General features: G+C 65.1%; 20 protein-coding genes and 1 pseudogene. 13 read left to right on the top strand and 8 right to left on the bottom strand.

Translation table 11 applies throughout. From position 1 onward, the window contains the following. Positions 1-136: 136 nt before the first annotated feature. From NLI84_RS02930 to NLI84_RS02920, 3 genes are all read left to right on the top strand, one after another. The gene (locus NLI84_RS02930; RefSeq protein WP_255988065.1) at positions 137-748 is read left to right on the top strand and encodes a TetR/AcrR family transcriptional regulator; all 612 of its coding nucleotides are present in this window, start codon (positions 137-139) and stop codon (positions 746-748) included. 1 nt (position 749) lies between these two features. Beyond that, positions 750-953, top strand: coding sequence for a 2-hydroxymuconate tautomerase family protein (locus NLI84_RS02925; protein WP_255988064.1), 204 nt, complete (start codon positions 750-752; stop codon positions 951-953). An 88-nt stretch (positions 954-1,041) separates the two neighbouring features. Then, positions 1,042-2,145, top strand: a complete 1,104-nt coding sequence (locus NLI84_RS02920) for an alkene reductase (RefSeq protein WP_255988062.1) — start codon at positions 1,042-1,044, stop codon at positions 2,143-2,145. 150 nt (positions 2,146-2,295) lie between these two features. Here NLI84_RS02920 and NLI84_RS19210 read toward each other — a convergent pair. Continuing rightward, positions 2,296-2,475: pseudogene (locus NLI84_RS19210) on the bottom strand (glycosyl hydrolase family 18 protein); the annotation flags it as partial. 282 nt (positions 2,476-2,757) lie between these two features. On the opposite strand from NLI84_RS19210, the gene NLI84_RS02915 reads away from it, so the two are divergent. The 3 genes from NLI84_RS02915 to NLI84_RS02905 all read left to right on the top strand — a co-directional run bounded on the left by NLI84_RS02915 (position 2,758) and on the right by NLI84_RS02905 (position 5,209). Beyond that, positions 2,758-2,931: a hypothetical protein gene (locus tag NLI84_RS02915; protein WP_255988061.1), complete on the top strand. Its 174-nt coding sequence runs from the start codon at positions 2,758-2,760 to the stop codon at positions 2,929-2,931. 224 nt (positions 2,932-3,155) lie between these two features. Further along, positions 3,156-3,836 (top strand): response regulator transcription factor, encoded by a 681-nt coding sequence (locus NLI84_RS02910; RefSeq protein ID WP_255988060.1) that lies wholly within the window; start codon positions 3,156-3,158, stop codon positions 3,834-3,836. Next, positions 3,833-5,209: a HAMP domain-containing sensor histidine kinase gene (locus NLI84_RS02905; RefSeq protein ID WP_255988059.1), complete on the top strand. Its 1,377-nt coding sequence runs from the start codon at positions 3,833-3,835 to the stop codon at positions 5,207-5,209. The genes NLI84_RS02910 and NLI84_RS02905 overlap by 4 nt, the downstream gene beginning before the upstream one ends. A 100-nt stretch (positions 5,210-5,309) precedes the next feature. Here the strand turns inward: NLI84_RS02905 and NLI84_RS02900 are convergent, their stop codons facing one another. The 4 genes from NLI84_RS02900 to metH form a co-directional block, all read right to left on the bottom strand. After that, positions 5,310-5,744 carry a DUF4124 domain-containing protein gene (locus NLI84_RS02900; protein WP_255988058.1) on the bottom strand — a complete coding sequence of 145 codons (435 nt, stop codon included), beginning with the start codon at positions 5,742-5,744 and terminating at the stop codon, positions 5,310-5,312. Positions 5,745-5,800: 56 nt separating this feature from the next. Beyond that, positions 5,801-5,998 (bottom strand): hypothetical protein, encoded by a 198-nt coding sequence (locus NLI84_RS02895; protein ID WP_255988057.1) that lies wholly within the window; start codon positions 5,996-5,998, stop codon positions 5,801-5,803. Further along, positions 5,995-6,318: a hypothetical protein gene (locus NLI84_RS02890; protein WP_255988056.1), complete on the bottom strand. Its 324-nt coding sequence runs from the start codon at positions 6,316-6,318 to the stop codon at positions 5,995-5,997. Before NLI84_RS02890 ends, NLI84_RS02895 begins: the two co-directional genes overlap by 4 nt. A gap of 185 nt (positions 6,319-6,503) precedes the next feature. Continuing rightward, entirely contained in the window at positions 6,504-10,241 is a 3,738-nt protein-coding gene (gene metH, locus NLI84_RS02885) for a methionine synthase (RefSeq protein WP_255988055.1), read from the bottom strand. Positions 10,242-10,450: 209 nt separating this feature from the next. Between metH and NLI84_RS02880 the strand changes: the two genes are divergently transcribed. The 5 genes from NLI84_RS02880 (at position 10,451) to NLI84_RS02860 (ending at position 16,407) form a co-directional block, all read left to right on the top strand. Beyond that, the gene (locus tag NLI84_RS02880; protein WP_255988054.1) at positions 10,451-12,964 is read left to right on the top strand and encodes a DUF3141 domain-containing protein; all 2,514 of its coding nucleotides are present in this window, start codon (positions 10,451-10,453) and stop codon (positions 12,962-12,964) included. Positions 12,965-12,966: 2 nt separating this feature from the next. Continuing rightward, a complete protein-coding gene (gene fabI, locus NLI84_RS02875) occupies positions 12,967-13,731 on the top strand; it encodes an enoyl-ACP reductase FabI (protein WP_255988053.1) in 765 nt (254 codons plus the stop codon). A gap of 186 nt (positions 13,732-13,917) precedes the next feature. Beyond that, positions 13,918-14,898: a quinone oxidoreductase family protein gene (locus NLI84_RS02870; RefSeq protein WP_255988052.1), complete on the top strand. Its 981-nt coding sequence runs from the start codon at positions 13,918-13,920 to the stop codon at positions 14,896-14,898. Between the two features lie 7 nt (positions 14,899-14,905). Further along, positions 14,906-15,484 carry a YqiA/YcfP family alpha/beta fold hydrolase gene (locus tag NLI84_RS02865; RefSeq protein WP_255988051.1) on the top strand — a complete coding sequence of 193 codons (579 nt, stop codon included), beginning with the start codon at positions 14,906-14,908 and terminating at the stop codon, positions 15,482-15,484. Beyond that, positions 15,481-16,407 carry a Dyp-type peroxidase gene (locus tag NLI84_RS02860; protein WP_255988050.1) on the top strand — a complete coding sequence of 309 codons (927 nt, stop codon included), beginning with the start codon at positions 15,481-15,483 and terminating at the stop codon, positions 16,405-16,407. Before NLI84_RS02865 ends, NLI84_RS02860 begins: the two co-directional genes overlap by 4 nt. Before the next feature lie 62 nt (positions 16,408-16,469). Here the strand turns inward: NLI84_RS02860 and NLI84_RS02855 are convergent, their stop codons facing one another. The 3 genes from NLI84_RS02855 to NLI84_RS02845 form a co-directional block, all read right to left on the bottom strand. After that, positions 16,470-18,089 carry a methyl-accepting chemotaxis protein gene (locus NLI84_RS02855; RefSeq protein ID WP_255988049.1) on the bottom strand — a complete coding sequence of 540 codons (1,620 nt, stop codon included), beginning with the start codon at positions 18,087-18,089 and terminating at the stop codon, positions 16,470-16,472. Positions 18,090-18,326: 237 nt separating this feature from the next. After that, complete coding sequence (locus tag NLI84_RS02850; protein ID WP_255988048.1) at positions 18,327-19,028, bottom strand: glutathione binding-like protein; 702 nt, start codon at positions 19,026-19,028, stop codon at positions 18,327-18,329. Between the two features lie 74 nt (positions 19,029-19,102). Beyond that, entirely contained in the window at positions 19,103-20,173 is a 1,071-nt protein-coding gene (locus tag NLI84_RS02845) for an HD domain-containing phosphohydrolase (protein ID WP_255988047.1), read from the bottom strand. 390 nt (positions 20,174-20,563) lie between these two features. Between NLI84_RS02845 and NLI84_RS18920 the strand changes: the two genes are divergently transcribed. Together NLI84_RS18920 and NLI84_RS02835 are read left to right on the top strand one after the other, a co-directional pair. After that, positions 20,564-21,898: a carbohydrate-binding protein gene (locus NLI84_RS18920; RefSeq protein WP_284699780.1), complete on the top strand. Its 1,335-nt coding sequence runs from the start codon at positions 20,564-20,566 to the stop codon at positions 21,896-21,898. Between the two features lie 141 nt (positions 21,899-22,039). Continuing rightward, positions 22,040-23,206, top strand: a complete 1,167-nt coding sequence (locus NLI84_RS02835) for an NAD(P)H-dependent flavin oxidoreductase (protein WP_255988046.1) — start codon at positions 22,040-22,042, stop codon at positions 23,204-23,206. Positions 23,207-23,315: the final 109 nt, after the last annotated feature.

Raw genomic sequence — 23,315 nt, 5'->3', positions numbered from 1 at the left:
CGGTCAGTCGGCGAGGGCTGACCGCCATGGTCCCATCCTGTTACCCCCTCCCTCACGGGAGGGGGTTTTTTTTGCCACCAAGCCGCTGATCGGCTGTTTTCTAGACGATCGGTCTAGTCTGCGCTAAGCTGCCGCCATGAAATCCGATCGCACCACCGACACCCGTGATCATCTGCTCGCTACCGGCACCGACATCATCCTCGGCAAGGGCTTTGCGGCGGCGGGGCTGTCCGAGATACTCGGCGCTGCCGGCGTGCCCAAGGGGTCGTTCTACCACTACTTCGAATCCAAGGAAGGCTATGGCGTCGCCTTGCTGGAGCGCTATTTCGAGGCGTCGCTGAGCCGTATCGACCAGTTGCTGGCCGATCGCGAGCTCGACGGCCGTGCCAAGCTCGATGTCTATTTCGACGCCTGGCATCCCGAGCACGGCGCCACCGAGAATGAAACGAGCTGTTCGTCGCGCTGCCTGGCGGTCAAGCTGAGTGGCGAGGTATCGGATTTATCTGACGACATGCGCCGCGCGCTGGAGCATGGCATGGCCCGCATCGTCGAGCGCCTGGCGGCCATCATCCTGATCGGCCGCGCCGACGGCTCGATCGGGCCCGGCGAGGATGCCGGCCAGCTTGCCGCCGCGCTTTACCAGCTGTGGCTGGGCGCGGCGCTGGTCGGCAAGGTCAGGCACAGCACGCAACCCTATGCAATCGCCCGCTCCGGCACGGCGGCCCTGCTCAAACCCAAGGAGACATGACGTGCCCTATGTGAATATCAAGGTGACCCGCGACGGCGTCACTTCGGCGCAGAAATCGGAACTGATCGCCGGCGTGACCGAATTGCTGCAGCGGGTACTGAACAAGAATCCGGCGACCACCGTGGTCGTGATCGACGAGGTGGATGCCGACAACTGGGGCATCGCCGGCGAGCAAGTGAGCGAGCGCAGAAAGCGCGGCGGCTGAATCCGAACGATCCTGAATGATCCCCTATGCCTTCGGGCATTTTTTTGAAGTCCAAACTAGACGACCGGTCTATTAAATGGAGCATCACATGGCACTTGATAAATTGCTTACCCCCGTACGCATCGGCAACCTCTCCGTCGCCAACCGCGTGTTCATGGCGCCGCTGACGCGCTCACGCGCCGCCCAGCCTGGCGATCTGCCCACCGAAATGAACGCACGCTATTACGCGCAACGCGCCAGCGCCGGTCTGATCGTGACCGAGGCGACGCAGATCTCGCGCCAGGGGCAGGGCTATGCCTGGACCCCGGGCATCTACACCGATGCGCAGCAGGCCGGCTGGAAACAGGTGGTCGATGCCGTGCACGCGGCCGGCGGCGCCATTTCGCTGCAACTGTGGCACGTCGGCCGCATCTCCAACCGGCTGTTGCAGGAAGACGGGCTGGACCCGGTCGCCCCGTCCGCGATCCGTGCGGCCACGTCCAAGAGCTTTGTGGTGCAGCCCGATGGCACCCCCGGCAATGCGCCGACCGATACGCCGCGTGCGCTGGAAACCGCCGAGCTGCCCGGCATCGTCGCCGACTATGCGGCCGCGGCACGCCGTGCGGTGCAAGCCGGCTTTGATTTTGTCGAAATCCATGCCGCCAACGGCTATTTGCTGCACCAGTTCCTGGCTACCGGCGTGAACCAGCGCGGTGACCAGTATGGTGGTGGCCTGGAAAACCGGGCCCGGCTGTTGCTGGAAGTGATCGACGCCGTGGTCGCGGAGATCGGCGCGGACAAGGTGGGCGTGCGGCTGTCGCCCAATTTCGTTGCGCACGATATCGAGGATGCCGAGTCCGAAGCGATGGCGATCCATCTTGCGCAGCAGTTCAGCCGCCGCAAGCTGGCCTACCTGCATATCGCCGAACCGGACTGGGTAGGCGGCCCGGTGCTGACCGCCGAATTCCGCACCGCGCTGCGCCAGGCTTTCAGCGGCGTGCTGGTGTTCTGCGGCAATTACAGCGCCGAGAAAGCCGATGCGCTGATCGCCGCGGGCACGGCCGATGCCATCGCCTTCGGCCGCCCCTACATCGCCAACCCGGATCTGGTTGCGCGCTTCACCCAGGGCGCGGGCCTTAACACGCCGGACCAGAGCACCTTCTATGGCGGAGCCGAGCAAGGCTATACCGACTACCCGACGCTGGCGGCCTGAGGCAGGGCCTAAGCCAGCAGGCGGCGCAAAACGCGCCCTGCTGGCTGGCCGCAGCATTGCGCGGCATCTGGCGGCGAGCGGACCGATCCGATTGGCAGGGCGAATCGGTCCCCCTATTCTGGCCACGCCGAGCTGGACCAACGCCCCGGCCTAGCGACGATCCTGCGCTTGGGCAATTGCGCTTAGCAGCTCGCCATTCGGGTCGTGCGCGTATTCCCAGATCGTCAGTCCGCCCAGACCTTGTTGCCGCAGGTAGCGCACTTTCTCGCGCAGGCTCTCCGGGTCTTCGTAGCTGACGAAGGTGTCGCCGTTGTACAGCCATGGCGTTTGGGCGGTGGCATCTCACTAGCGGTTAAAGCCTGGCTCGCTCAGGTAATGGGTCTTGATCTCGCTCGACGCGCCATCGGCGGGTGCCGATTTGAATTTTTGGAACAAGGCGATGTGGGCGTTGGTTACGCCATCCAGAACGGGCCGTAGAACGGCGCGCACCGCATCCCGCGTGAATTTTCGTTCATCCCGCGTTGAGCAAGCTGCAAGGCGGCGACGCACAGAATGCCGTTCACCGACCGCCCATTCAGTCGGCTTCCAATATCTCAACAGAGGACTATCCAAATGAACATCGCTACCAAGCTCGCCGCCGCCGGCGTGATCGCCACCCTGGGCGTAACCGCATTCGCTGCTGATCCGACGCCGACCCCGGCGGCCACCAAGCAGGCTCCGGCCAAGCACAAGGGCGCTCACAAGACCGGCGCCGCCAAGACTGAAACCAAGACCAACGCCAAATAAGTAGGCGTCAATCCGGTCGGGGTGGCCGCGCTCCTCCCCCCCTGTGCGCGATGTGCCGGCCCCTCCACCCCTGGCATTGCTCCCCGAACGGCTTCCTTGCGCGGTACCCCTATGCCGGCTTTCCCCTGGGCTGTCAGGCGGGTACCGCTTTTCACTGGCTCGCCGCATTGCCAGCCGGTGTGGGGCAGGCAACAATTGAACGACCGCATTACACGAGGATCACCGTGCGCATACTCGTCGTCGAGGACCAGGCGGCCCAGGCCGAATACACGCAAAAGGCGCTGAGCGAGGGCGGCCACGCGGTCGATCTGGCCCGGGATGGCAAGGAAGGACTGTTTCTTGCCACCACCGAGCAATACGACGCCATCGTGCTCGATCGCATGCTGCCGGTGGTCGACGGCCTCACCTTGCTGCGCACGCTGCGTGCGTCAAAGATCGTGACACCAGTGCTGCTGCTCTCGGCGCTGGCCGAATCGGACGATCGCGTCGAAGGCTTGCGCGCGGGTAGCGACGATTACCTGCCCAAACCGTTTTCCACCGCCGAGCTGCTTGCCCGGCTCGACGCGATCACCCGCCGCGCCCAGCCCAGTGCCGCCGCGCAGGCGCAATGGCTGCAGGTGGGCGATCTGCAGCTCGATCGGCTGGCCCGCCGCGTGAAGCGCGCCAACGCGACCATCGATCTGCAGCCGCGCGAATACCAGCTTCTGGAGTTCCTGATGCGCCACGCCGGGCAGGTGGTCACGCGGACCATGCTGCTCGAAGGCGTATGGGACTATCACTTCGATCCGGGCACCAACGTGATCGATGTGCATATCAGCAAGCTGCGCGCCAAGATCGATGGCCCGGACCTGCCGCCGCTGCTGCATACGGTGCGCGGCGCCGGCTATCGCCTGGGTGAGGCGTGAGCGGGGCGGCCGAGCTGTGGCGGCGCTGGCGCCGCTTTGCCAGCAGCCCGTTCAACCGCTTCGTGCTCATCCTGCCGATGTTCATGCTGGTCGCCACCGGCGGCTTCGTACTGCTCACCTATCACGAATCCCATCGCGCCTTGCTGGGCGAATTCCACGCTGCGCTGAGCGAAGAGGAAAACAACCTGGAGCTGGTATATCGCCAGCAGGGTCTGGGCGCCTTGCGCGAGGAGATCGCCCGTCGCGCCAGCCGCAGCGATGCGCTCTACCTGCTGGTCGCGCCCGACGGCACGTCACTCGCCGGCAACCTGGCGCACTGGCCCGACGGCGTGCCCACCACCAGCGCCCGCTCGATCTCTTTCGCCGACCCGGGCGACGGAAGCACCGTGGCCGCCGAGGTCTTCCTGTTGTACGGCAATTATCGCTTGCTGGTCGGCCGACGCGCGATCTACGAGCAGGTGGGCATCCACCTGCTGCGCAACTACCTGGCGCTCTCCGCAATCGTGCTGACCGCCTCGCTGGTCTGCGGCTGGATCTTCACCACATTGCTGCGCCGGCGGTTGGGCACGATCACGCAGACGGCCAGGGCGATTCGCGGCGAGGCCGGCCACACCCGCATCCCCGGCGGCAAGAGCGGCGACGAGATCGATGCGTTGATCGACGAGCTCAACGCCATGCTGGAGCAGCAGGACAAGCTGCTGGGCTATGCACGGCAATCGTCGTTCGCCATCGCCCACGATCTGCGGCACCCGCTCTCCGATCTGCGCAATGGGCTGTCCGACCTGGGGCACGGTCTCAAGGGGGGACCGCTGGCGGACCAGGTCGATGCGCTGACCGGCAACGTCGACCGCATCCTCGCCGTGTTCTCCGCATTGCTGCGGCTGGGCCGGCTGGAATCGGGGGCGCAGCAGCTGCAACGGCAGGCCTGGCCGCTCGATGAGCTGGTGGATGACGTGGTATCGCTCTACCAGCCACTGGCGGAGGATGCCGGGCGAGTGCTGCGGCTGACCACCGTGCCGTGCACGACCGAGGTGGATCGCGAGCTGCTGGGCCAGGCACTGGCCAACCTGATCGAGAATGCGCTGCGCTATGGCGCCGGGCGCATCGAGGTCGGCGTAGCCATCGAGTCGCGGCATATCGCGCTGTCGGTGCGTGACTACGGTGCGGGGCTCACAGAGGACGAGATGCTGCGTGTGACGGAGCCCTTCGTGCGGTTGGAATCGAGCCGCCACACCCCCGGCAGCGGCCTCGGCCTGACGCTGGTGAAGGCGATCGCCGAGGCACACGGCGGTGAGCTGGTGCTGACGCCGGCCGAGCCTGGCCTCAGGGTGACGATACGGCTACCGCGTAGCGGCCTTACGCCGGACGCATGACCCAAGTCACCACTGCCGCGACGGCAGTTGAGCTGCCAATGGCGCGCGTTTGGGCAGCCCGTGCGGGCTACGACGCCACGAGATGGCTGTGTCGTCGACTTTAGCGGGGTCGTACGTCGATCACGCCGTTTTCAACACGCGTCACCAGGCCGTGCCTGGCACCCAGATCGCTGGCGATGGCATCCCACGCGGTGCACGTGTAGCGCACGGCGGCGGAGCCGGTGACCGCGGGGGAAAGCGTCAGCCGGTTGCCGGAGAAATCGGCAATGATGTTGAACGCCACGGCAAGCGGGATATTGGCAAAGTCCATCGACATTTCCTTGCCCGTGCATTGCCTGCCTTTGGTGCGCTGGTCCGTGGCGGGCGCTGCGGCGGCGGGAGACGATTTCAGTGTCGTTTCCTTGGTGCCCGGTGCCTTGGCGCAAGGCGTTGCCTGATATTCCACCTTGCCGCTACCGGCATCGCACTTGTAAACGGTGGCCCATGCCATCGGCGTAATGGCCATCAGCATGGCCAGAAAGGTGGTCCGGATCATGTACAAAGCCTTGTTTGTCTCAAAGTGAATGCAGATTGCAGGCGTTGCCAGGTGCCTCAAAATTCGCAACCGGCGAGGAAGTAGCGATCTGTCTCGGGGCCTGACATCCCCTGGTAAACCGCCAGCCGCATCTCGTCGAGCTTGCGGCCGTTCACGTCCACCACCTTGCTGGGTTGTGGCTTGGTAAAGGCGTAGATCGGGAATTCAGGGTTGAAATCAGCGGTGGAGATGCCGAGGCGCTTGGCCGTCTTCATGATGTCGTCGGCCGGTTTGGGGCTCGGTACCACGATGAAGACGTGTAACCCGTCGCGAAGACCACATCGCCGCTGATGCCATTGGCGGTGATCGGCTTGGGCAATTTCTGGGCGCCGGAAGGAGCGGCCTTGCTGCGGACCAGCGGATGCTTGTCGCCCAGCGTGGGCAAGCCATCGAGTGCGGGGGCTTTCATGTCGGCGCTCTCGGGACGGCATTCGAGCAGGCGCACCAGCTTGGCTTCATCGAGCTTGGCTGCTGCAAAGGCGGTCGGGGAAAAGGCAGCCGTGGCAAGGACGGCAAATATGGTCAGGCGTTTCATGGCGACTCCGATTCGTTTGAATGCATGCTGATGGCAAGCGCCGGCATTCTGCCTAATCGTATCGTCGTCTGACAAATATTCGACATTGTTATGACTTATTAAGTCAGCTTTGGTTGATTCGATGCTTGGCTGCGGTAAAAAGAAAACGGGGCACGCCCGGATGCCCCATTTGACCGCCTGCGAACTCAGGCCGCATAACCCAGGTTCGGCGCCAGATCGCGCTCGGCCTGCGCCAGGCCCACGTCGCGCTTGGCGGCGTATTCCTCGACTTGGTCCTTGTTGACCTTGCCGACGGCGAAGTACTGCGATTGCGGATGGCTGAAGTAGAAGCCGGACACCGCGGCGGTCGGCAGCATGGCGTAGCCCTCGGTCAGCGTCATGCCGATGCTGTTCGCGTTGAGAATCTCGAACAGGCCGGTCTTGGCGGTGTGATCGGGGCAGGCTGGGTAGCCAGGGGCGGGGCGGATGCCGACGTACGCTTCGTCGGTCAGCTCGTCCACCGTTAGCGCTTCGTCGGTTGCGTAACCCCACAGCTCCTTGCGCACCTTCTCGTGCATGTATTCGGCAAAGCCTTCAGCGAAGCGGTCGGCCAGCGCCTTGACCATGATGGCGCTGTAGTCGTCGTTGGCGTCCTCGAACTGCTTTACATAGGGGTCGATGCCGATGCCGCCGGTCACGGCAAAGGCGCCGATGTAGTCCTGCACGCCGCTGTCCTTGGGCGCAATGAAGTCGGCCAGGCACCAGTTGGGCTTGCCGGCAGCCTTCACGTTTTGCTGGCGCAGGTTGTGCCACACCATCAGCGGCTCGCCGCGCTGGGCCGGATCGGAGTCCGGCGCGTAGATTTCGATGTCCTCGTTCACGCTGGCAGCCGGGAACAGGCCGACCACGCCGTTGCAGCTGAGCCAGTTCTCGGCGACCAGCTGACGCAGCATGGCCTGCGCGTCGGCGAACAGCGCGCGTGCCGATTCGCCGACCACCTCGTCCTGCAGGATCTTGGGGTACTTGCCGAATAGCTCCCAGGCGTTGAAGAACGGGCTCCAGTCGATATAGGGCTCGATCTCGGCGAGTGGCACGCCTTCGAACTTGAATACGCCCAGCTGCTTCGGCGCAGGCGGGGTATAGCTGTTCCAGTCAAAGCCGGTGGCCGGCGCGAAACCGTTGGCGCGGGCATTTTCCAGGCTCAGGAACTTGGTGCGGTCCTTGTTGGCATGGATGGTGCGAATGTTGTCGTACTCGGCCTTTACCTTGGCGATGAAGTCGGGCTTGAGCTCATCGGAGAGCAGGCTGGAGCACACGCCGACGGCGCGGCTGGCGTCGGGTACGTAGATCACCGAGCCGTTGTGATAGCCCGGTTCGATCTTCACGGCGGTGTGCACCTTGGAGGTGGTCGCGCCGCCGATCAGTAGCGGCAGGTCGAACCCGAGCCGCTGCATTTCCTTGGCGACGTGCGACATCTCTTCCAGCGAGGGCGTGATCAGGCCGGAGAGGCCGATGATGTCGGCGCCGACCTCGGTCGCCTTGTCGAGGATGGTCTGGCACGGCACCATCACGCCCAGGTCGAACACCTGGTAGTTGTTGCAGCGCAGGACCACGCCGACGATGTTCTTGCCGATGTCGTGCACGTCGCCCTTCACCGTGGCCATCACGATCTTGCCCTTGGCCGGCGCATCGGCGAGGCCCATGCGGATTTTCTCTTCCTCGATGAAGGGTTCCAGGTGCGCCACCGCTGCCTTCATCACGCGGGCGGATTTCACCACCTGCGGCAAAAACATCTTGCCGGCGCCAAACCGGTCGCCGACTTCATTCATGCCCGTCATCAGATGGCCTTCGATCACGTGGATGGGCCGCTCCACGCTCTGGCGCGCCTCTTCGGTATCCTCGACGATGAAGGTGGTGATGCCCTTGACCAGCGAATGAGTGATGCGCTCCTGCAGCGGCAGCGTGCGCCAAGTCAGATCCTCGCCAGATTTCTGCGCGGCGTCGCCACGGAACGATTCGGCCAGCGTGATCAATGCCTCGGTATCCGCCATCGGATCACTACCATCCATCAACACCACGCGCTCGATGGCGTCGCGCAGGTTGGCCGGTACCTCGTCGTAGTTCTCCAGCGCGCCGGCGTTGACGATGCCCATCGTCATGCCGTTCTTGATGGCGTGGTAGAGGAACACCGCGTGGATGGCCTCGCGCACCTTGTTGTTGCCGCGGAAGGAGAACGACACGTTGGAGACGCCGCCGGAAATCTTGGCGTGCGGCAGGTTCTGCTTGATCCAGCCGGTGGCCTCGATGAAGTCGAGGCCATAGCGCGCGTGTTCCTCGATGCCGGTGGCCACCGCAAAGATGTTGGGGTCGAAGATGATGTCGGCCGGGTCGTAGCCGACCTCGTCGACCAGGATGCGGTAGCTCTTCTCGCAGATCTCGACCTTGCGCGCGTAGGTGTCGGCTTGGCCTACCTCGTCGAACGCCATCACGATCACGGCGGCGCCATACATCTTCAAGAGGCGCGCGTGATGCTTGAACGCTTCGACGCCTTCCTTCATCGAGATCGAGTTGACGATGGCCTTGCCCTGCACGCACTTGAGGCCCGCCTCGATCACATCCCACTTGGACGAATCGATCATGATGGGCACGCGGCTGATGTCGGGCTCGGCGGCGATCAGGTTGAGGAAGGTGACCATGGCCTTGTGGGCATCGAGCATGCCCTCGTCCATGTTGATGTCGATGATCTGCGCGCCGTTCTCCACCTGCTGACGCGCCACTTCCAGTGCGGCCGGGTAGTCGCCGTTCAGGATCAGCCGAGCGAATGCCTTGGAGCCGGTGACGTTGGTGCGCTCGCCCACGTTCACGAACAGATCGCCATCGCCAATGTTGAACGGTTCAAGGCCGGAGAGCCGGCACCTGGGTTCGATCTGCGGAATCCGGCGCGGCGGTAGATCCTTTACCGCCTCGTAGATTGCCTTGATGTGCGCCGGCGTGGTGCCGCAGCAGCCGCCGATGATGTTCACCAGCCCCGATTCGGCCCATTCCTTCACCTGCGGAGCCATGTCCTCCGGCAGCAGGTCGTAGCCGGTGGGGGCCAGCGGATTGGGCAGGCCGGCATTGGCATGCACCGAGACGAAGGTGTCGGAGATGCGGCTCATCTCCTCCACGTACGGGCGCAGCAGGTCCGGGCCCAGTGCGCAGTTCAGGCCGAACGAGATCGCGTCGGCGTGGTGCAGCGAGTTGTAGAACGCCTCGGTGGTCTGGCCGGTGAGCGTGCGCCCGGACTGGTCGGTGATGGTGCCGGAGATCATCACCGGCAGCGCTTCAATGTCTGGGCGATCGGCAAAGTATTTCTTGATCGCGAACACGGCTGCCTTGGCGTTCAGCGTATCGAAGATGGTCTCGACCATCAGGATGTCGGCGCCGCCGGCCACCAGGCCATCGATCGATTCCAGATAAGCCTCGACCAGCTCGTCGAAGGTGACGTTGCGATAGCCCGGGTCGTTCACGTCCGGGCTGATCGACGCGGTGCGGCTGGTGGGCCCCAGGATGCCGGCGCAGAAGCGCGGCTTGGCGGGATTCCTGGCTGTTTCGGCCACGCACAGCTCTTTGACCAGGCGGGCGCTAGCGTGGTTGATCTCCCACACCAGCGCTTCCATGTCGTAATCGGCCATGGCCATGCGGGTGGCGTTGAAGCTGTTGGTCTCGATGATGTCGGCGCCGGCCTCGAGATACTGCTGGTGAATTTCCGCGATGATCTGCGGCTGGGTCAGCACCAGGAGGTCGTTGTTGCCCTTCAGATCGCTCGGCCAGTCAGCGAAGCGCTCGCCGCGATACTGTTCCTCGGTCAGCCGGTACTGCTGGATCATCGTGCCCATGCCGCCGTCGAGCATCAGGATGCGTTGGTTCAACAACTGGTGCAGCTGGGCGGTACGGGTGGACATGGTCGATTGATTCGTAAGCGAAAACGGGCAATTTTAACACAGCCATCACGCCATTCCGCCCCGCACACGCTACCTTGGTGGAGCGACCCCATCCGGCATCAGAGGGTCACATTGCACTGCAACAATATTTACTTGTGCCGGGCGTACGCAGCTGCCATAACTTCGATGTGCTGCTTTGCCCGGCGGCCCGCTTTCGATTGGAGTTTCCCATGCAGATGGACCATGAACGCATTGCCTCCGCCACCACATTGCCGTGGCGCCTGGGCCTGGTATGGCAACGCCGCATGCTGGATGCGGCACAGCAATGGTGGGGTGGGCAGAGCGCGCCACCGCAGGTGCAGATCAGCAATCCCATCGCTGCCGCCTGGGATTACTTCAGCGATGGCGTGGAGAGGCAAATCCTGTTCTGGGATACGTTGCGCCAGCGCGGCGACGATTACATCGAGCACAACCAAGCCGGCAAGCCGCCGCTGCTGCACTTCGACTACGTGCCAGTGCTCGATGGGCGCAAGTTCGCGCGGCCGGTGAATTACGAGCTGGTGCGTATCACGCCGCCCGCTGGCGTCGTGGTCCATGAAAACGAGCGCCCCTATGTGATCCTCGACCCGCGTGCCGGCCATGGCCCGGGCATAGGCGGCTTCAAGGACGATTCCGAAGTCGGCATGGCGTTGCGCGAAGGCCATCCGGTGTATTTCTGCGTGTTCTTCCCCGAGCCTGAGCCGGGGCAGACGCTGGAAGACGTGACACTGGCCGAGGCCGAGTTCCTGCGTGAAATCATCCGGCGCCATCCCGATTCCCCCAAGCCTGCGCTCGTCGGCAATTGCCAGGGCGGCTGGGCGGCGATGCTGGTGGCGGCGCACGCGCCCGAACTCGTCGGCGCGCTGGTGGTCGCCGGTGCACCGATATCGTACTGGGCCGGCAACGATGGCAAGAACCCGATGCGCTATGCCGGCGGCTTGCTCGGCGGGGCCTGGACGGCGCTCTTCGCCTCCGACCTGGGCGGGGGCAAGTTCGACGGCGCCCACCTGGTACAGAACTTCGAGAAACTCGATCCGGCCAACACCCTCGTCAAGAAGAGCTATCACCTCTACGACCAGGTCGATACCGAGCCGCCGCGCTTTTTGGAGTTCGAGCGCTGGTGGGGTGGCTACTACCTGATGAACGAGGAAGAGATCCGCTGGATCGTCGAAAACCTGTTCGTCGGCAACAATCTCACCGAGGGCCGGGCGCAGGCGCGGGGTGAGGTCTACGACCTGCGCAAGATCCGCGCGCCCATCGTGGTGTTCGCCTCGTTCGGCGACAACATCACGCCGCCGCAACAGGCGATCAACTGGGTGCTCGATCTCTACCCGAGCACCGATGCGCTCAAGGCCGCCGGGCAGGTGGTGGTGGGCCTGGCGCACCAGACCACCGGCCATTTGGGCATCTTCGTCTCGGCCAAGATCGCGTTGCGCGAGCACGCGCAGATCGTCGAGCTCCTGGAGGCGATCGAGACGCTGACGCCGGGCCTGTACCAACTGCAGATCACCGACGAGATGGTGGACGGCAAGCTGACGCATATCGCCACCTTGACCGAGCGCAGCGTCGAGGAGCTACGTGGCCTGCAGCAGTATCAGCGCAACGACGAGACGCCGTTCGCCGCGGTCGAGGCGATTTCGGAGTTGACCACTGCCGCCTACAGCACGCTGGTGCGGCCATGGCTCGCGCCCTGGCTGCGCAATGGCGCGGCCGAGCTTGGCCGCCAACTGCACCCGTTGCGCGTGCAGCACTGGGGCTGGTCCAGCCTGAATCCGCTGGCGGTCATCAACCGCCATGCCGCCGAGCAGGTGCGCCAGCTGCGCACACCACGCCAGCCTGAATGGCGGCAGTGGGAGCGCTATGGCGTCGACCAGCTTGCCAGTACGCTCGACGTCTACCGCGAAGTGCGCGACGCGGCGACCGAGGCGCTGTTCTTCGGCATCTACGCGCCGGCCGCCCTCGGCGGTGTGGGCAGTGCCGATGTCCCCGACTACTTGCGCCACACCCAAGAGGCCCCGCTCGGTATCGACGATGCCGCGCTGTTCAAGCAGCTGGGCCAGGGCGATGCGGCCGATGGCCTGATCCGCGCCGCGCTCTTGGTCCGCAAGGGCCTGCCGTCGATCAGGCTCGATCGCCGTGCGATCGCATTCGAGTGGCTACGGGCAGATCCGGTGCTGGCTGAGCTGGCGCGGGATGATCTCAACGCGCGCATCCGCCAGCAGTCGTTGCTGGTATGGCGCTTCCCGGCCGAGGCGCGCAAGGCGCTCCCGGCGCTGTTTGCCGATGAAGCTGGCTTGCGCGGTGCGTTCGAGCGCCTGTCCGGCCTGGCGCAACTGATACCCGAGGCGACCGAGGCACTGGCCAATCTGGCCCAGCTCGAAGCCGACGTGCTCGGTGCCGTGGTGCCCGACACGGTGTACGCGCTGCAGCGGGAGACTGAAGCACCGCCCGCAGTCAGCGCAGCGAAGGTGCAACCCGTGGTGGCCGCCGGTTCGGCCAGTATCGCCGCGCCGGCCAGGCCCGCAGCGCCCAAGCGTACAGCCAAGCCTGCAACAGCCAAGCCACACGCCCCCGCCTCGAACGGCGAGGCGCCCGTGCAGCCGGCGCGCCAGCGCTCCGCAAGCGAAACCGCAGCCCAGCCCAAGGCTGGTCCGGAAACCGCCAAGCCCGCAACGCGCCGTCCGCGCGCCACCAAGGAGTCATGACCATGAGCACGCTTGCAGGCAAGATCGCCCTTGTCACTGGCATCGCCAACGAACAGTCGATCGCCTACGGCATTGCCCGCGCCCTCAAGGCCCGCGGCGCCGAGCTGGTGATCACCTACGCCACCGACCGCACCCGCGACTTTATTGCGCCGCTGCTGCCCGAGCTGGCGCCCGCCATTGTCACCAAGTGCGACGTGACCGCCGAAGGCTCGCTCGAAGCGGTGTTCGACGAGATCCGCCAGCGCTTCGGCCGACTGGACATCGCCGTGCACTCGATCGCCTTCGCGCCCAAGGACGACCTGCACGGCCGGGTGGTCGACACCAGCCGCGACGGCTTCCTGCAGGCGATGGATATCTCGTGCCATTCCTTCGTGCGCCTGGCGCACCTGGCCGAGCCGCTGATGACGGAAGGCGGCACGCTGATCACCATGAGCTACTACGGCGCCGAGAAGGTGGTACCCAACTATGGCGTGATGGGGCCGGTGAAGGCCGCGCTGGAAGCGACCACGCGCTATCTGGCCTACGAGCTGGGCAAGAGCAAGATCCGCGTGCACGCGGTCTCGCCCGGCCCCGTGCAGACGCGCGCCGCCAGTGGCATTCCCGAGTTTGCATCGATGTTGGAGGACGCCGTCGAGCGCTCGCCGCTGCAGGCACTGATCGATATCGACGATGTCGGCGCTGCCACCGCCTTCCTGTGCGAACCGGGCGCGGCCATGCTTACCGGCTCGGTGTTCCACGTCGATGGGGGCCTGCATATCCTCGCCTGAGCGGGAAGTTACTTCTCGTGAATGCGTTCTCGACACGGTTGATCGGGCTTGTGCGTTGCCGTGTGCGCGGTGCATCTTCTTGGTGCGGCCTCGCTGCGCGGTCTAAGCTGGGTTACCAAGACTGCCACATGGGTCCACCCGACCTGCCAGTACAATGGCGGCAAGCCCAATCCTTCCTGATCACCGATGCCCCAGACCGCTCGCCAGATACGCATCACTAGGCACGGCACGCCCGACGTGCTGGAACTCGTCGATAGCACCCTGCCCGAACCCGGCGCTGGCGAGGTGCTGTTGCGCCACACCGCCATCGGCGTGAACTTCATCGACACCTACCATCGCAGCGGCCTCTATCCGCTGGCGCTGCCCGCGGGCCTGGGGCAGGAAGCTGCTGGCGAGGTGATGGCGGTGGGCCAGGGCGTGGCCGAGTTCCAGCCCGGCGACCGGGTCGCTTACGCGGGCGGTGCGCCCGGCGCCTACGCCAGCCACCGCATCGTACCGGCCGCGCGGCTGGTGGCCGTTCCCGCTGAAATCCCGGACGAGGTGGCCGCCGCGACGCTGCTGCGCGGCATGACCGCGCAATACCTGCTCAAGCGCACCTTCAAGGTCGAGCCTGGCATGACGGTGCTGATCCATGCCGCTGCCGGCGGGGTCGGCCAGATCGCATGCCAGTGGGCGCGCGCACTCGGCGCCACGGTGATCGGCACCGTCGGGTCACAGGCCAAGGCGCAGCTGGCAGCGCCGTGGTGCGATCACGTGCTCGATTACAGCCAGCCGGGCTGGGTGGAACAGGTGCGCGCGATCACCGAAGGCCGAGGCGTGCCGGTGGTGTACGACGGCGTGGGGGCAGATACCTTCGCTGGCTCGCTCGACAGCCTGATGCCGCGTGGCATGATGGTCAGCTTCGGCAACGCTTCGGGCGCCGTGCCGCCGTTTTCGCCGGGTGTGCTCGCCAGCAAGGGCTCGTTGTTCCTGACCCGGCCGACGCTGGGCCACTACACCGCCACGCGCGAGGAACTGGTCGATACCGCGGCCGACTATTTCACGGTGGTGACGCGCGGCGAGGTCATCGCCAACATCGGTCAACGCTACGCGCTGGCTGACGCCGCCCAGGCGCATCGCGACCTGGAAGCGCGCCGTACCACCGGCTCCACGCTATTGCAGCCCTGAGGCGTTCATGGTCCACCTGGTCTACCTGCATGGTTTCCTGTCCAGCCCATTCTCGAAGAAGGCGCAGGAAACGGCTGTCTGGATGGTTGAACAGGGTCTGGCCGACTACTTCCACTGCCCCGATATCCCGATGGAACCGCATGCCGCAACCGAGGCACTGCTTGCCGCGCGCTCGCGCCTGCAGGGCGAGGCGGTGTGCTACATCGGCAGCTCGCTCGGCGGCTACCTCGCCACCTGGCTCGTCGAGGAGCACGGTGATCGCGCGGTGCTGATCAATCCGGCAGTCCACCCCTATGTGCTGCTCAAGCAGTATGTCGGCCCGCAGCACAACTACTACACCGGCGAAATCCACCAGATCGACGCGCGCTACGCCGATGATCTGCGGGCGCTGGATCGGCCGGTCAGCGATCCGTCGCGCTACTGGCTGCTGACGCAAACGGGCGATGAGGTGCTCGATTATCGCGAGGCGGTGACCAAGTACCAGGGGTGTCGCCAGGATGTGATACCGGGCGGTGACCACGCTTTTCAGGATTACGGCCAATGGCTGCCGGCCATCTGGGCCTTCGCACAGGAGTCCACTGCATGACGACGCCGCAAAGCGCCATCCTGCCGCTTGCATCGTGCCACGCCTTGTTCGTGATGCTGCGTCGTCGCCTCGGCCGGCGTGGTGACGATGCTTTGCGCCGGTTGCTTGCCAGCATTCCCGCCCGGGTCGATTCCGCCGCTGCCGAGAACCCGGCCAGCCTGACCTTGGGCTGCGTGGGCATCGGGAGCGATGCCTGGCATGACCTGGTCGGTGCGGAGCGGCCGCGACTGTTGCGTCCTTTTCCGCGTATTCCGGGGGCCATCCACCCGGCGCCGATCATCGATGCCGACCTGATCCTGCATCTACGTGGTGAACGCTACGACCTGCTGTTCGAGCTGGGTGAGCGGCTGGTGGCCGACCTTGCCGAGTGGTTCGATGCCGTGGAAACGGTGCCGTGTTTCCGCTATCGCGATCTGCGCGATCTGACCGGTTTTGTCGACGGCAGCGAGAACCCGGAGGGTGAAGCGCGTGCTGCCGTGGCCCTGGTGGGGGCGGACGATGTGGCGTGGGCCGGTGGTAGCTATCTGCATGTGCAGCGTTACGTGCACCGGATGAAGGACTGGCACAAGCTGCCGGTGAAACAGCAGGAAGCCGTGGTCGGGCGCAGCAAGGAGGCTAACGAGGAAATGTCCGATGACGACAAGCCGCGCACGGCCCACATCAGTCGCGTGGTGATCGAGGAGCATGGAAAGGAGCTGGAGATCCTGCGCCATTCGCTGCCCTATGGCACCCCGGGCGGCGAGATGGGCCTGATGTTCGCCTCCTACTGCGCCACGCCCGTCCATTTCGAGAAGATGTTGGCGCGCATGATCGCCCCAACGCACGATGGCCGGGTCGACCACTTGCTGAACTACACGCGCGCGGTCAGCGGCGCGGCCTTCTTCGTGCCCAGCCGCGAGGTGCTGCAAGGATTGGCGAGTTGAACCGCCATTGCCGATAACAAAAAGCCCGCATTACGCGGGCTGTTTGTTGGCTGAGCCGTTGATCACAGTCGGAAGCGGCTGACCACGTGGTTGAGGCTTTGCGCGACGCGTTCGATCTCCTGCGCGGTATCGGCTGCGCGATGGATCGATGCCGTGGTTTCCTCGACCATCTGCGAGATGTCCTCGACCCGGCTGGCGATGCTGTTGCTGGCCTGGCTTTGCTCGCGGGTGGCGGTGCTCATCTCGTGCAGGCGGTGCAGCGTGCCCTCGGCACCCGAATGGATGTGGTTGAGCGAATCGGCCACGTGGCGGGCCAGCTCCACGCCGTTCTGCACGCGCGGCAGTGCTTCATCCATCACCTGCACCACCGAATCGGTCTCGCCCTGGATCGAGGCGAGCATGTTCTCGATATCGATGGTGGCGCTGCTGGTGCGTTCGGCCAGCTTGCGTACCTCGTCGGCCACCACGGCAAAGCCGCGGCCCTGCTCACCGGCGCGTGCCGCCTCGATCGCGGCGTTCAGCGCCAACAGGTTGGTCTGGCCGGCGATTTCCTTGATCACGGCGGCGATGCTGGAAATCTCACGAGCCTTGCTGTCGAGCTCACGAATCTGGCCCGACGCCTGCGACACGCTCTCGGCGATCGTTTCCATCGCGTTGGTCGCGCTGTTCACCTGGCTCACGCCTTCGGCGGCGAGGCCGGTGGCTTCGCGCGATGACTGTTCGGTGTCGGCGGTATTGTCGGAAATATGGTTGATGCTGACCGTCAGCTCTTCCATCGCCGCAGCCATCGACGCCGTCGCGTCGGTCTGGCGGCCGGCGGCGACCGAGATTTCGCGGCTGGCGGTGGAGATCAGCGACGAGTGCTGCGCCAACTGGCTGGCATCGCGCTGGATTTCGGAAACCATGTCGTGCAGCGATTTTCTCATACGCAGCACCGCGCTCAGGATGCTGCCCTCGGTGACATAGCGGTAACGCGCGTCGTCGGCCAGATTGCCGTCGGCCACGCGGGTGACCATGGCGGTCACGGCATTGGGTTCACCGCCCAGCGTTTGGATCAGCTTGCGTGCCGAGAGCACCAGCAGCGCGCCGGTGATTCCGGCAAAGATCAGACAAACGATGACCTGCCAGCGTGCGTTGCCCCAGAAGCGGGCGTTGGCCTCGTCCATGCCGATGCCGTTACCGACGGCCCAGCCCCAGCGCGGTGTGCGCACGGCGACAGAAAGGACGTCGGTCACGACGCCGTCGCGCGAGCGCTTCCACTGGTATTCGGTCAGCGCGCCGCCCGATTTGTCGAGCGCGGCCTTGACGACGTGGCCGACACCGTTGCCGCCGGCATCCTTGAACTCGTTGAAGCTGGTGCCATGCAGATTGGGTTCCAGCGGCGTGGCGACGAAGTTGAGTTTTTCGTCCACCACCCAACAGTATTCGGAGTCGTGGTACTTGTTTTCGCGCAGGATCTGCGCGGCGATGGCCTTGGCTTGATCTTCCGGCAGCTTGCCCTCGGCCGCCATGTTTTCCAGCTGCACGACGGTGCTGTAAGCGCTCTTGAGCAGCTGCTTCACGCGGGCGCGGTTGTCCTGGTCGCTGGCCTCACGCAGCACGTAGAGCCCGACCAGCATCATGCCTAGCAGGAACACGAGAACGATGACGGTGAGGCTCCAGGCTTTCTGACGCAAGGTCATGGTGCTACTCCCTAGGAATTGCGATCACGGCGTATTTTTTCCGACTCTGCGTAAGAATACGCTGATATTGACAAGCCGTGTGCGCGATACTGTTCTTGGTTGTAGCCAATAAATCCATGATTTGCAGACCGATCCTGCATGGTGACAAGGAAGAAACCGGCTCAGGCATCGCGCCATACCTGCTTCCAGTGTTGGTAAGCTGATTGGGGCGCCCGGTGCGATGCCTGGCGCCGTGGTTCAGTTGCGGTTCACCACCTCGGCACCCTGGCCGAACAACACTTTCTTCTCCTCGTCGCTCAGCGGTTGGGGCGGATTGATCTGCTGGGCCTTGGCGTAAGCGCGCTCAGTGGCTGGGCGTGCCGCGATGGCGTTGAACCAGCGCTTCAGGTGCGGGAAGTCATCGAGATTCTGGCCCTGTGCCGTATGCGGCACCACCCACGGGTAGCTCGCGATGTCGGCGATCGAATAGTCGCCGGCCAGATACTCGCGATCGGCGAGGCGCTTGTTCATTACCGCATAGAGGCGCGCCGTTTCCTTGGTGTAGCGCTCAATCGCGTACGGCAGCTTTTCCGGCGCGTACTGACTGAAGTGGTGGTTCTGCCCGGCCATGGGCCCCAGGCCGCCCATTTGCCAGAACAGCCATTGCAATACCTCGGCGCGGCCGTGCAGGTCGGACGGAATCAGCTTGCCGGTCTTATCGGCAAGGTAAAGCAGGATGGCGCCCGATTCGAACAGCGAAATCGGCGCGCCGCCGCCCGTGGGCGCCTGATCGACGATGGCCGGAATGCGATTGTTGGGCGCAATCTTGAGAAAGTCGGGTGCGAACTGTTCGCCACGGCCGATGTTGACCGGGTGGATGCGGTAGTCGAGGCCGGTTTCCTCGAGGAACAGCGTGATCTTGTGGCCGTTGGGGGTGGTCCAGTAGTAGAGGTCGATCATGGCGGGCTCCGCGCGGGTGATGGGACGGTTCGGCATAGATGACGCCGCTTGCCCAAGCTTCAAGCGGCACCGCTTCAGCGCCCGCCGCGCGCAGCCTCCGCCAGCGTGCGCACGGCCAGGTTGAAGTGCGGCAACAGGGCGGGATCGAACTGGTCGGCGCTGGCGTTCACCTCGGTGGCAGCGCGCAGCATGGCGCTGGGCAGGCTGCGGTGGGCGTGCTTGACCATCACTGCCTCGAAGGTATCGACCAGCGCGAGGATGCCGGCGCCCTGGCAGATCTCGCCCTGCCGTAGTCCTTCCGGGTAGCCCGAGCCGTCGGCGCGTTCGTGGTGCTGCGCCACCATGCGCGCGGCGTCCTGCCAGCCGGGCATGCGGCCGATCAGCCCTGCGGCCCAGGCTGGGTGCTGGTGCAAGCGCATCCGTTCGCGCTCGGGCAGCGCGTCGGTGGTCAGCCACAGGTGTTCGGGCAGCAGCATCATGCCGATGTCGTGCATATAGATGGCGGCGCTGAGCTGGGCCGGGTCGACCGGATTGCCTGCGGCTTCGTTGGCGGCCAGCGCCAGCGCCAGGTTGCGCTGCGTGCGGCCGACCAGTGGCGGCGCGTGCTGTTCCAGCTGCAGCGCCAACGAGCGAAAGAATGCCAGGTCGCCATCCGGGTCGTGCGCCGGCTCCGGCTGTGCGCCATCCGCGCCGTGGATCAGCGCCACCACCAGCTGCTGCGCTTCGGCCTCGAAGCGGCCGGCATCGACCTGCTGCAGCTGGGTCAGGCCCGTAGTCAGGGCGTCGAACGGCACCTGATCCACCGGCTGACGATCTACGGCGAGTTCGGTGGCTTCCACGACGCGATCGAGCGCCAGTAGCAAGAGCTGGCGCATGCCTTCACCAAACGGCTGTTTGCCCGAACGCACTCGCTCCAGCAGCGATTCGACGGCGTGCATCACCGGTACCGCCCAATACACGCGGCATAGCGTGGCGTCGCCCTTGACGTTGTGTAGCAGGCGGAACAGGTCCGCCACCCGTTTCGGGTCGTCGGGCTGCTGGCGCAATGCTTCGATCAGCCGTTCGGCTTGGGGGGCATAGTCGGCAAGGGCTTCGTGGAAGTCGGCCAGGCCGACGAAATCGTTGCCGGGGGTGGAGGGTGCCACGCTGTGGGTTCCGATCGGAAATGGGGCGCCCGCGCCATGTCGGGCCGGGTGGTGTGCATGCTAGCTCCACTATAGGCAAGTCGGCCAGCGGCACCATGGCGCCGGCTGTCGCAGCCGGACGTGGCGAGCCCGGCATAAACATTGAAATGCGCGATCAGGACAAATCGTATTGCGAGGTTGCGACATTCATTGTGTTTCTTCATTGGCTTAACGTTGCATCCGGATGGGATGAAACAGATGGTTCAAGACAATGAGGGGCCAGCCGTATAGGCGAGAGCACCTGCACGGAGCGCGGATGGGCCAGTCGGCCCGCGCGCGTCCAGCGACGCCGCCACGGTGTCGGACCTGACGCAAGACCGGGCGATTGCCCGGCGCCACGAGGAGCTATACATGAGCACGCATACCGTCGGCAGGCTGGCCAGCCTGCCATTGGCCCTGTTGCTGATCGGGCAGGGCCTGTTCGCCGCCGATACCCCCAAGACGCTGACTTGGTCCGGCCATACCTGGGAGGTGCGCGCCGGCGGCGGCGGGCCCGGCCCCAATGTGTGGGATGACCGCAATGCCTGGGTGGACGAGAACGGCTACCTGCACCTGAAAATCGCCAACCGTGACGGCGTCTGGTCATCGGCCGAGATCCAGCTCGCCAACCTGCAGCGGCTGGGCTTTGGCACCTACCAGTTCAAGATGCTCGGTCGGCCGGATCTGCTCGACAAGAACGCGGTGTTCGGCTTCTACACCTATCCGCCCAAGGACGTTGGCGGCGATGCCACCAACGAGATCGACATCGAATTCTCACGCTGGGGCAACGATTTCGCCCTGCTCGGCAATTACACGGTATGGCCGGCGGTGAACGGCGCCAACCGCAGCTGGTACGGTTTCGACTTTACGCTGCCGGACAACCGCTCGACCCATCGCTTCGTCTGGGAGTCGGAGCGGGTGACCTGGCAATCGATGACGGGCTTTACCGACGTGGGCCGTAACGATGGCGAATTCATCCGTCGGGTGTTCGATCCGCGCATGCCGCCGCTCAACACCGATACCCGCGACACGCAGTTCTACTGTCGCTCCGGTGATCCGCTGCAGTGCATCGCGCAAAAGCCGCAGTACTTCCTGATCAATCTGTGGCAGGTCGGCGGGCGTGCACCGTCGGACAACCAGGAAATCGAACTGGTACTGACCGAATTCACCCATGTGCCGAACGGCACCGCGCCCAGCCCGACGCCGGGGCCGTCGCCCACCCCGGGCCCGACGCCGTTGCCCACGGTCACGCCGACCCCGCGCGTGACACCGACTCCCGGCCCTACCGCCACGCCAACGCCGGTCGGGCAGTATCAGGCCTGGTCGGCCAGTGCCGTCTACACCACCGGCCAGCGCGTCAGCTACCAGGGTGTGAACTACGAGGCACGCTGGTGGACGCAGGGCAACAACCCGGCGCAGTCCGGCGAATGGGGACCATGGAAGCGGCTCGACGGCAGCAATCCAGCCACACCGACGCCGCAAGTGACGCCGACCCCCACCCCGGTGCCTGTACCGACTCCGACCCCGGTGGCTACGCCCACGCCGGTAGCGGGCGTCGCGCCGTGGACCGAAGGCGTCTACTACGCAGTGGGCGACGTGGTGAGCTACCAGGGCAAGCGTTACCGCGCGCTGATCGCACATACCGCACCCGTGGGCGGTGGCTGGACGCCGGTGGTGGTGCCGGTGCTCTGGCAAGCGCTTAACTGATCGTCGCGTACCCATCCTTCCGCGACTTGGGCCATGCCGTCACCGGCATGGTCTTTTTTACGTCCGCCGACTTGATCCAGATCAAGGGTCGGGCAGGGGCTGGACCGCACACTCCCGCAATAACCATTCCGGATACATATCATGCTTGCCCACGCCTTCAAACCGCTGATCATCAAGGGCCGCGCGCTGCTGCCCATCGTACAGGGGGGCATGGGGGTCGGCGTGTCCGCGCACCGGCTGGCGGGCAGCGTCGCCCACGAGGGCGCGGTGGGTACGTTGGCCTCGGTCGATCTGCGCCACCATCACCCGGATCTGCTGGAGCGCTCGCAACAGACGCACGACCAGGCTGAGCTCGAGGCGCTGAACAACGAGGCGCTGGCGCGTGAAGTGCACCAGGCCAAGCAGCTGGCGCAGGGCAATGGCATGGTCGCCGTCAACGTGATGAAGGCGGTCGATGCGCATCCGCAGCTGGTCCGCTCGGCGTGCGCCGCGGGCGCAGACGCCATCGTGATGGGCGCCGGCCTGCCGCTTGATCTGCCGGAGCTCGCTGGCGAGCATCCGGATGTGGCGTTGATACCCATTCTGTCGGACGTGCGCGGCATCGCCGTGCTGATGAAGAAGTGGCTGAAAAAGGGCCGCCAGCCCGATGCGATCGTGATCGAGCACCCGGCGCACGCCGGCGGCCACCTGGGCGCCACGCGCATCACCGATATCCGCGACGCCAAGTTCGAGTTCGAACGCGTGGTGCCCGAAACGCTGGCGCTGTTTGACGAGCTGGGCGTGACGCGCGATTCGGTGCCGCTGATCGTCGCCGGCGGCGTGAACAGCCACCAGAAGGTCGGCCACTACCTGGGTCTTGGCGCTGCCGCGGTACAGCTGGGCACCGCCTTTGCCGTGACCGAGGAGGGCGATGCCCACCCCAACTTCAAGGCGGTGCTGGCGGGCGCCAAGCCCGAAGATATCGTCGAGTTCATGAGCGTGGCCGGCCTGCCGGCGCGTGCCGTGCTCACGCCGTGGCTGAAGAACTACCTCAACCGCGAGGAGCGGCTGCAGGGCAACGCCAAGGCCGATCCGCGCCGCTGCACCCAGGGCCTCAACTGCCTGACGAGTTGTGGCCTGCGCGATGGCATCTCGAAAATCGGCCAGTTCTGCATCGACCTCAAGCTTGCCGCCGCCATGCGCGGCGAAGTCGGCAAGGGCCTGTTCTTCCGCGGCGCCGACCCGCTGCCCTTCGGCGACGCCATCCGCCCGGTGCGCGAGCTGATCGATTACCTGTTGACCGGACGGCGGGCGGAACTGCTGGGCTGATGCACTGACCGCACCGGCTTCCGATGCGGCAACGGCAGTTGTTCCGATTGGTTAACTTGCCGTGCCGATCCCTGGTGTTGCGTGTCTGGCCGCCGCTGGAAACCACGGC

The sequence above is a fragment of the Chitinolyticbacter albus genome, from assembly GCF_024437655.1.
Lineage (GTDB): Bacteria > Pseudomonadota > Gammaproteobacteria > Burkholderiales > Chitinibacteraceae > Chitinolyticbacter > Chitinolyticbacter albus.
Note: the sequence above shows the minus strand (reverse complement) of the source record. Positions and strands in the feature narration are given on the sequence as shown.

What these genes read in the sequence shown, in the direction of transcription:
- NLI84_RS02865 (WP_255988051.1), top strand. Translation starts at nt 14,906, where the DNA reads ATGGTCCACCTGGTCTACCTGCATGGTTTCCTGTCCAGCCCATTCTCG.
- NLI84_RS02835 (WP_255988046.1), top strand. Translation starts at nt 22,040, where the DNA reads ATGCTTGCCCACGCCTTCAAACCGCTGATCATCAAGGGCCGCGCGCTG.
- NLI84_RS02920 (WP_255988062.1), top strand. Translation starts at nt 1,042, where the DNA reads ATGGCACTTGATAAATTGCTTACCCCCGTACGCATCGGCAACCTCTCC.
- NLI84_RS02855 (WP_255988049.1), bottom strand. Translation starts at nt 18,089, where the DNA reads ATGACCTTGCGTCAGAAAGCCTGGAGCCTCACCGTCATCGTTCTCGTG.
- metH (WP_255988055.1), bottom strand. Translation starts at nt 10,241, where the DNA reads ATGTCCACCCGTACCGCCCAGCTGCACCAGTTGTTGAACCAACGCATC.
- NLI84_RS02895 (WP_255988057.1), bottom strand. Translation starts at nt 5,998, where the DNA reads ATGAAGACGGCCAAGCGCCTCGGCATCTCCACCGCTGATTTCAACCCT.
- fabI (WP_255988053.1), top strand. Translation starts at nt 12,967, where the DNA reads ATGAGCACGCTTGCAGGCAAGATCGCCCTTGTCACTGGCATCGCCAAC.
- NLI84_RS02900 (WP_255988058.1), bottom strand. Translation starts at nt 5,744, where the DNA reads ATGATCCGGACCACCTTTCTGGCCATGCTGATGGCCATTACGCCGATG.
- NLI84_RS02850 (WP_255988048.1), bottom strand. Translation starts at nt 19,028, where the DNA reads ATGATCGACCTCTACTACTGGACCACCCCCAACGGCCACAAGATCACG.
- NLI84_RS02870 (WP_255988052.1), top strand. Translation starts at nt 13,918, where the DNA reads ATGCCCCAGACCGCTCGCCAGATACGCATCACTAGGCACGGCACGCCC.
- NLI84_RS02860 (WP_255988050.1), top strand. Translation starts at nt 15,481, where the DNA reads ATGACGACGCCGCAAAGCGCCATCCTGCCGCTTGCATCGTGCCACGCC.
- NLI84_RS02880 (WP_255988054.1), top strand. Translation starts at nt 10,451, where the DNA reads ATGCAGATGGACCATGAACGCATTGCCTCCGCCACCACATTGCCGTGG.
- NLI84_RS02930 (WP_255988065.1), top strand. Translation starts at nt 137, where the DNA reads ATGAAATCCGATCGCACCACCGACACCCGTGATCATCTGCTCGCTACC.
- NLI84_RS02915 (WP_255988061.1), top strand. Translation starts at nt 2,758, where the DNA reads ATGAACATCGCTACCAAGCTCGCCGCCGCCGGCGTGATCGCCACCCTG.
- NLI84_RS18920 (WP_284699780.1), top strand. Translation starts at nt 20,564, where the DNA reads ATGAGCACGCATACCGTCGGCAGGCTGGCCAGCCTGCCATTGGCCCTG.
- NLI84_RS02890 (WP_255988056.1), bottom strand. Translation starts at nt 6,318, where the DNA reads ATGAAACGCCTGACCATATTTGCCGTCCTTGCCACGGCTGCCTTTTCC.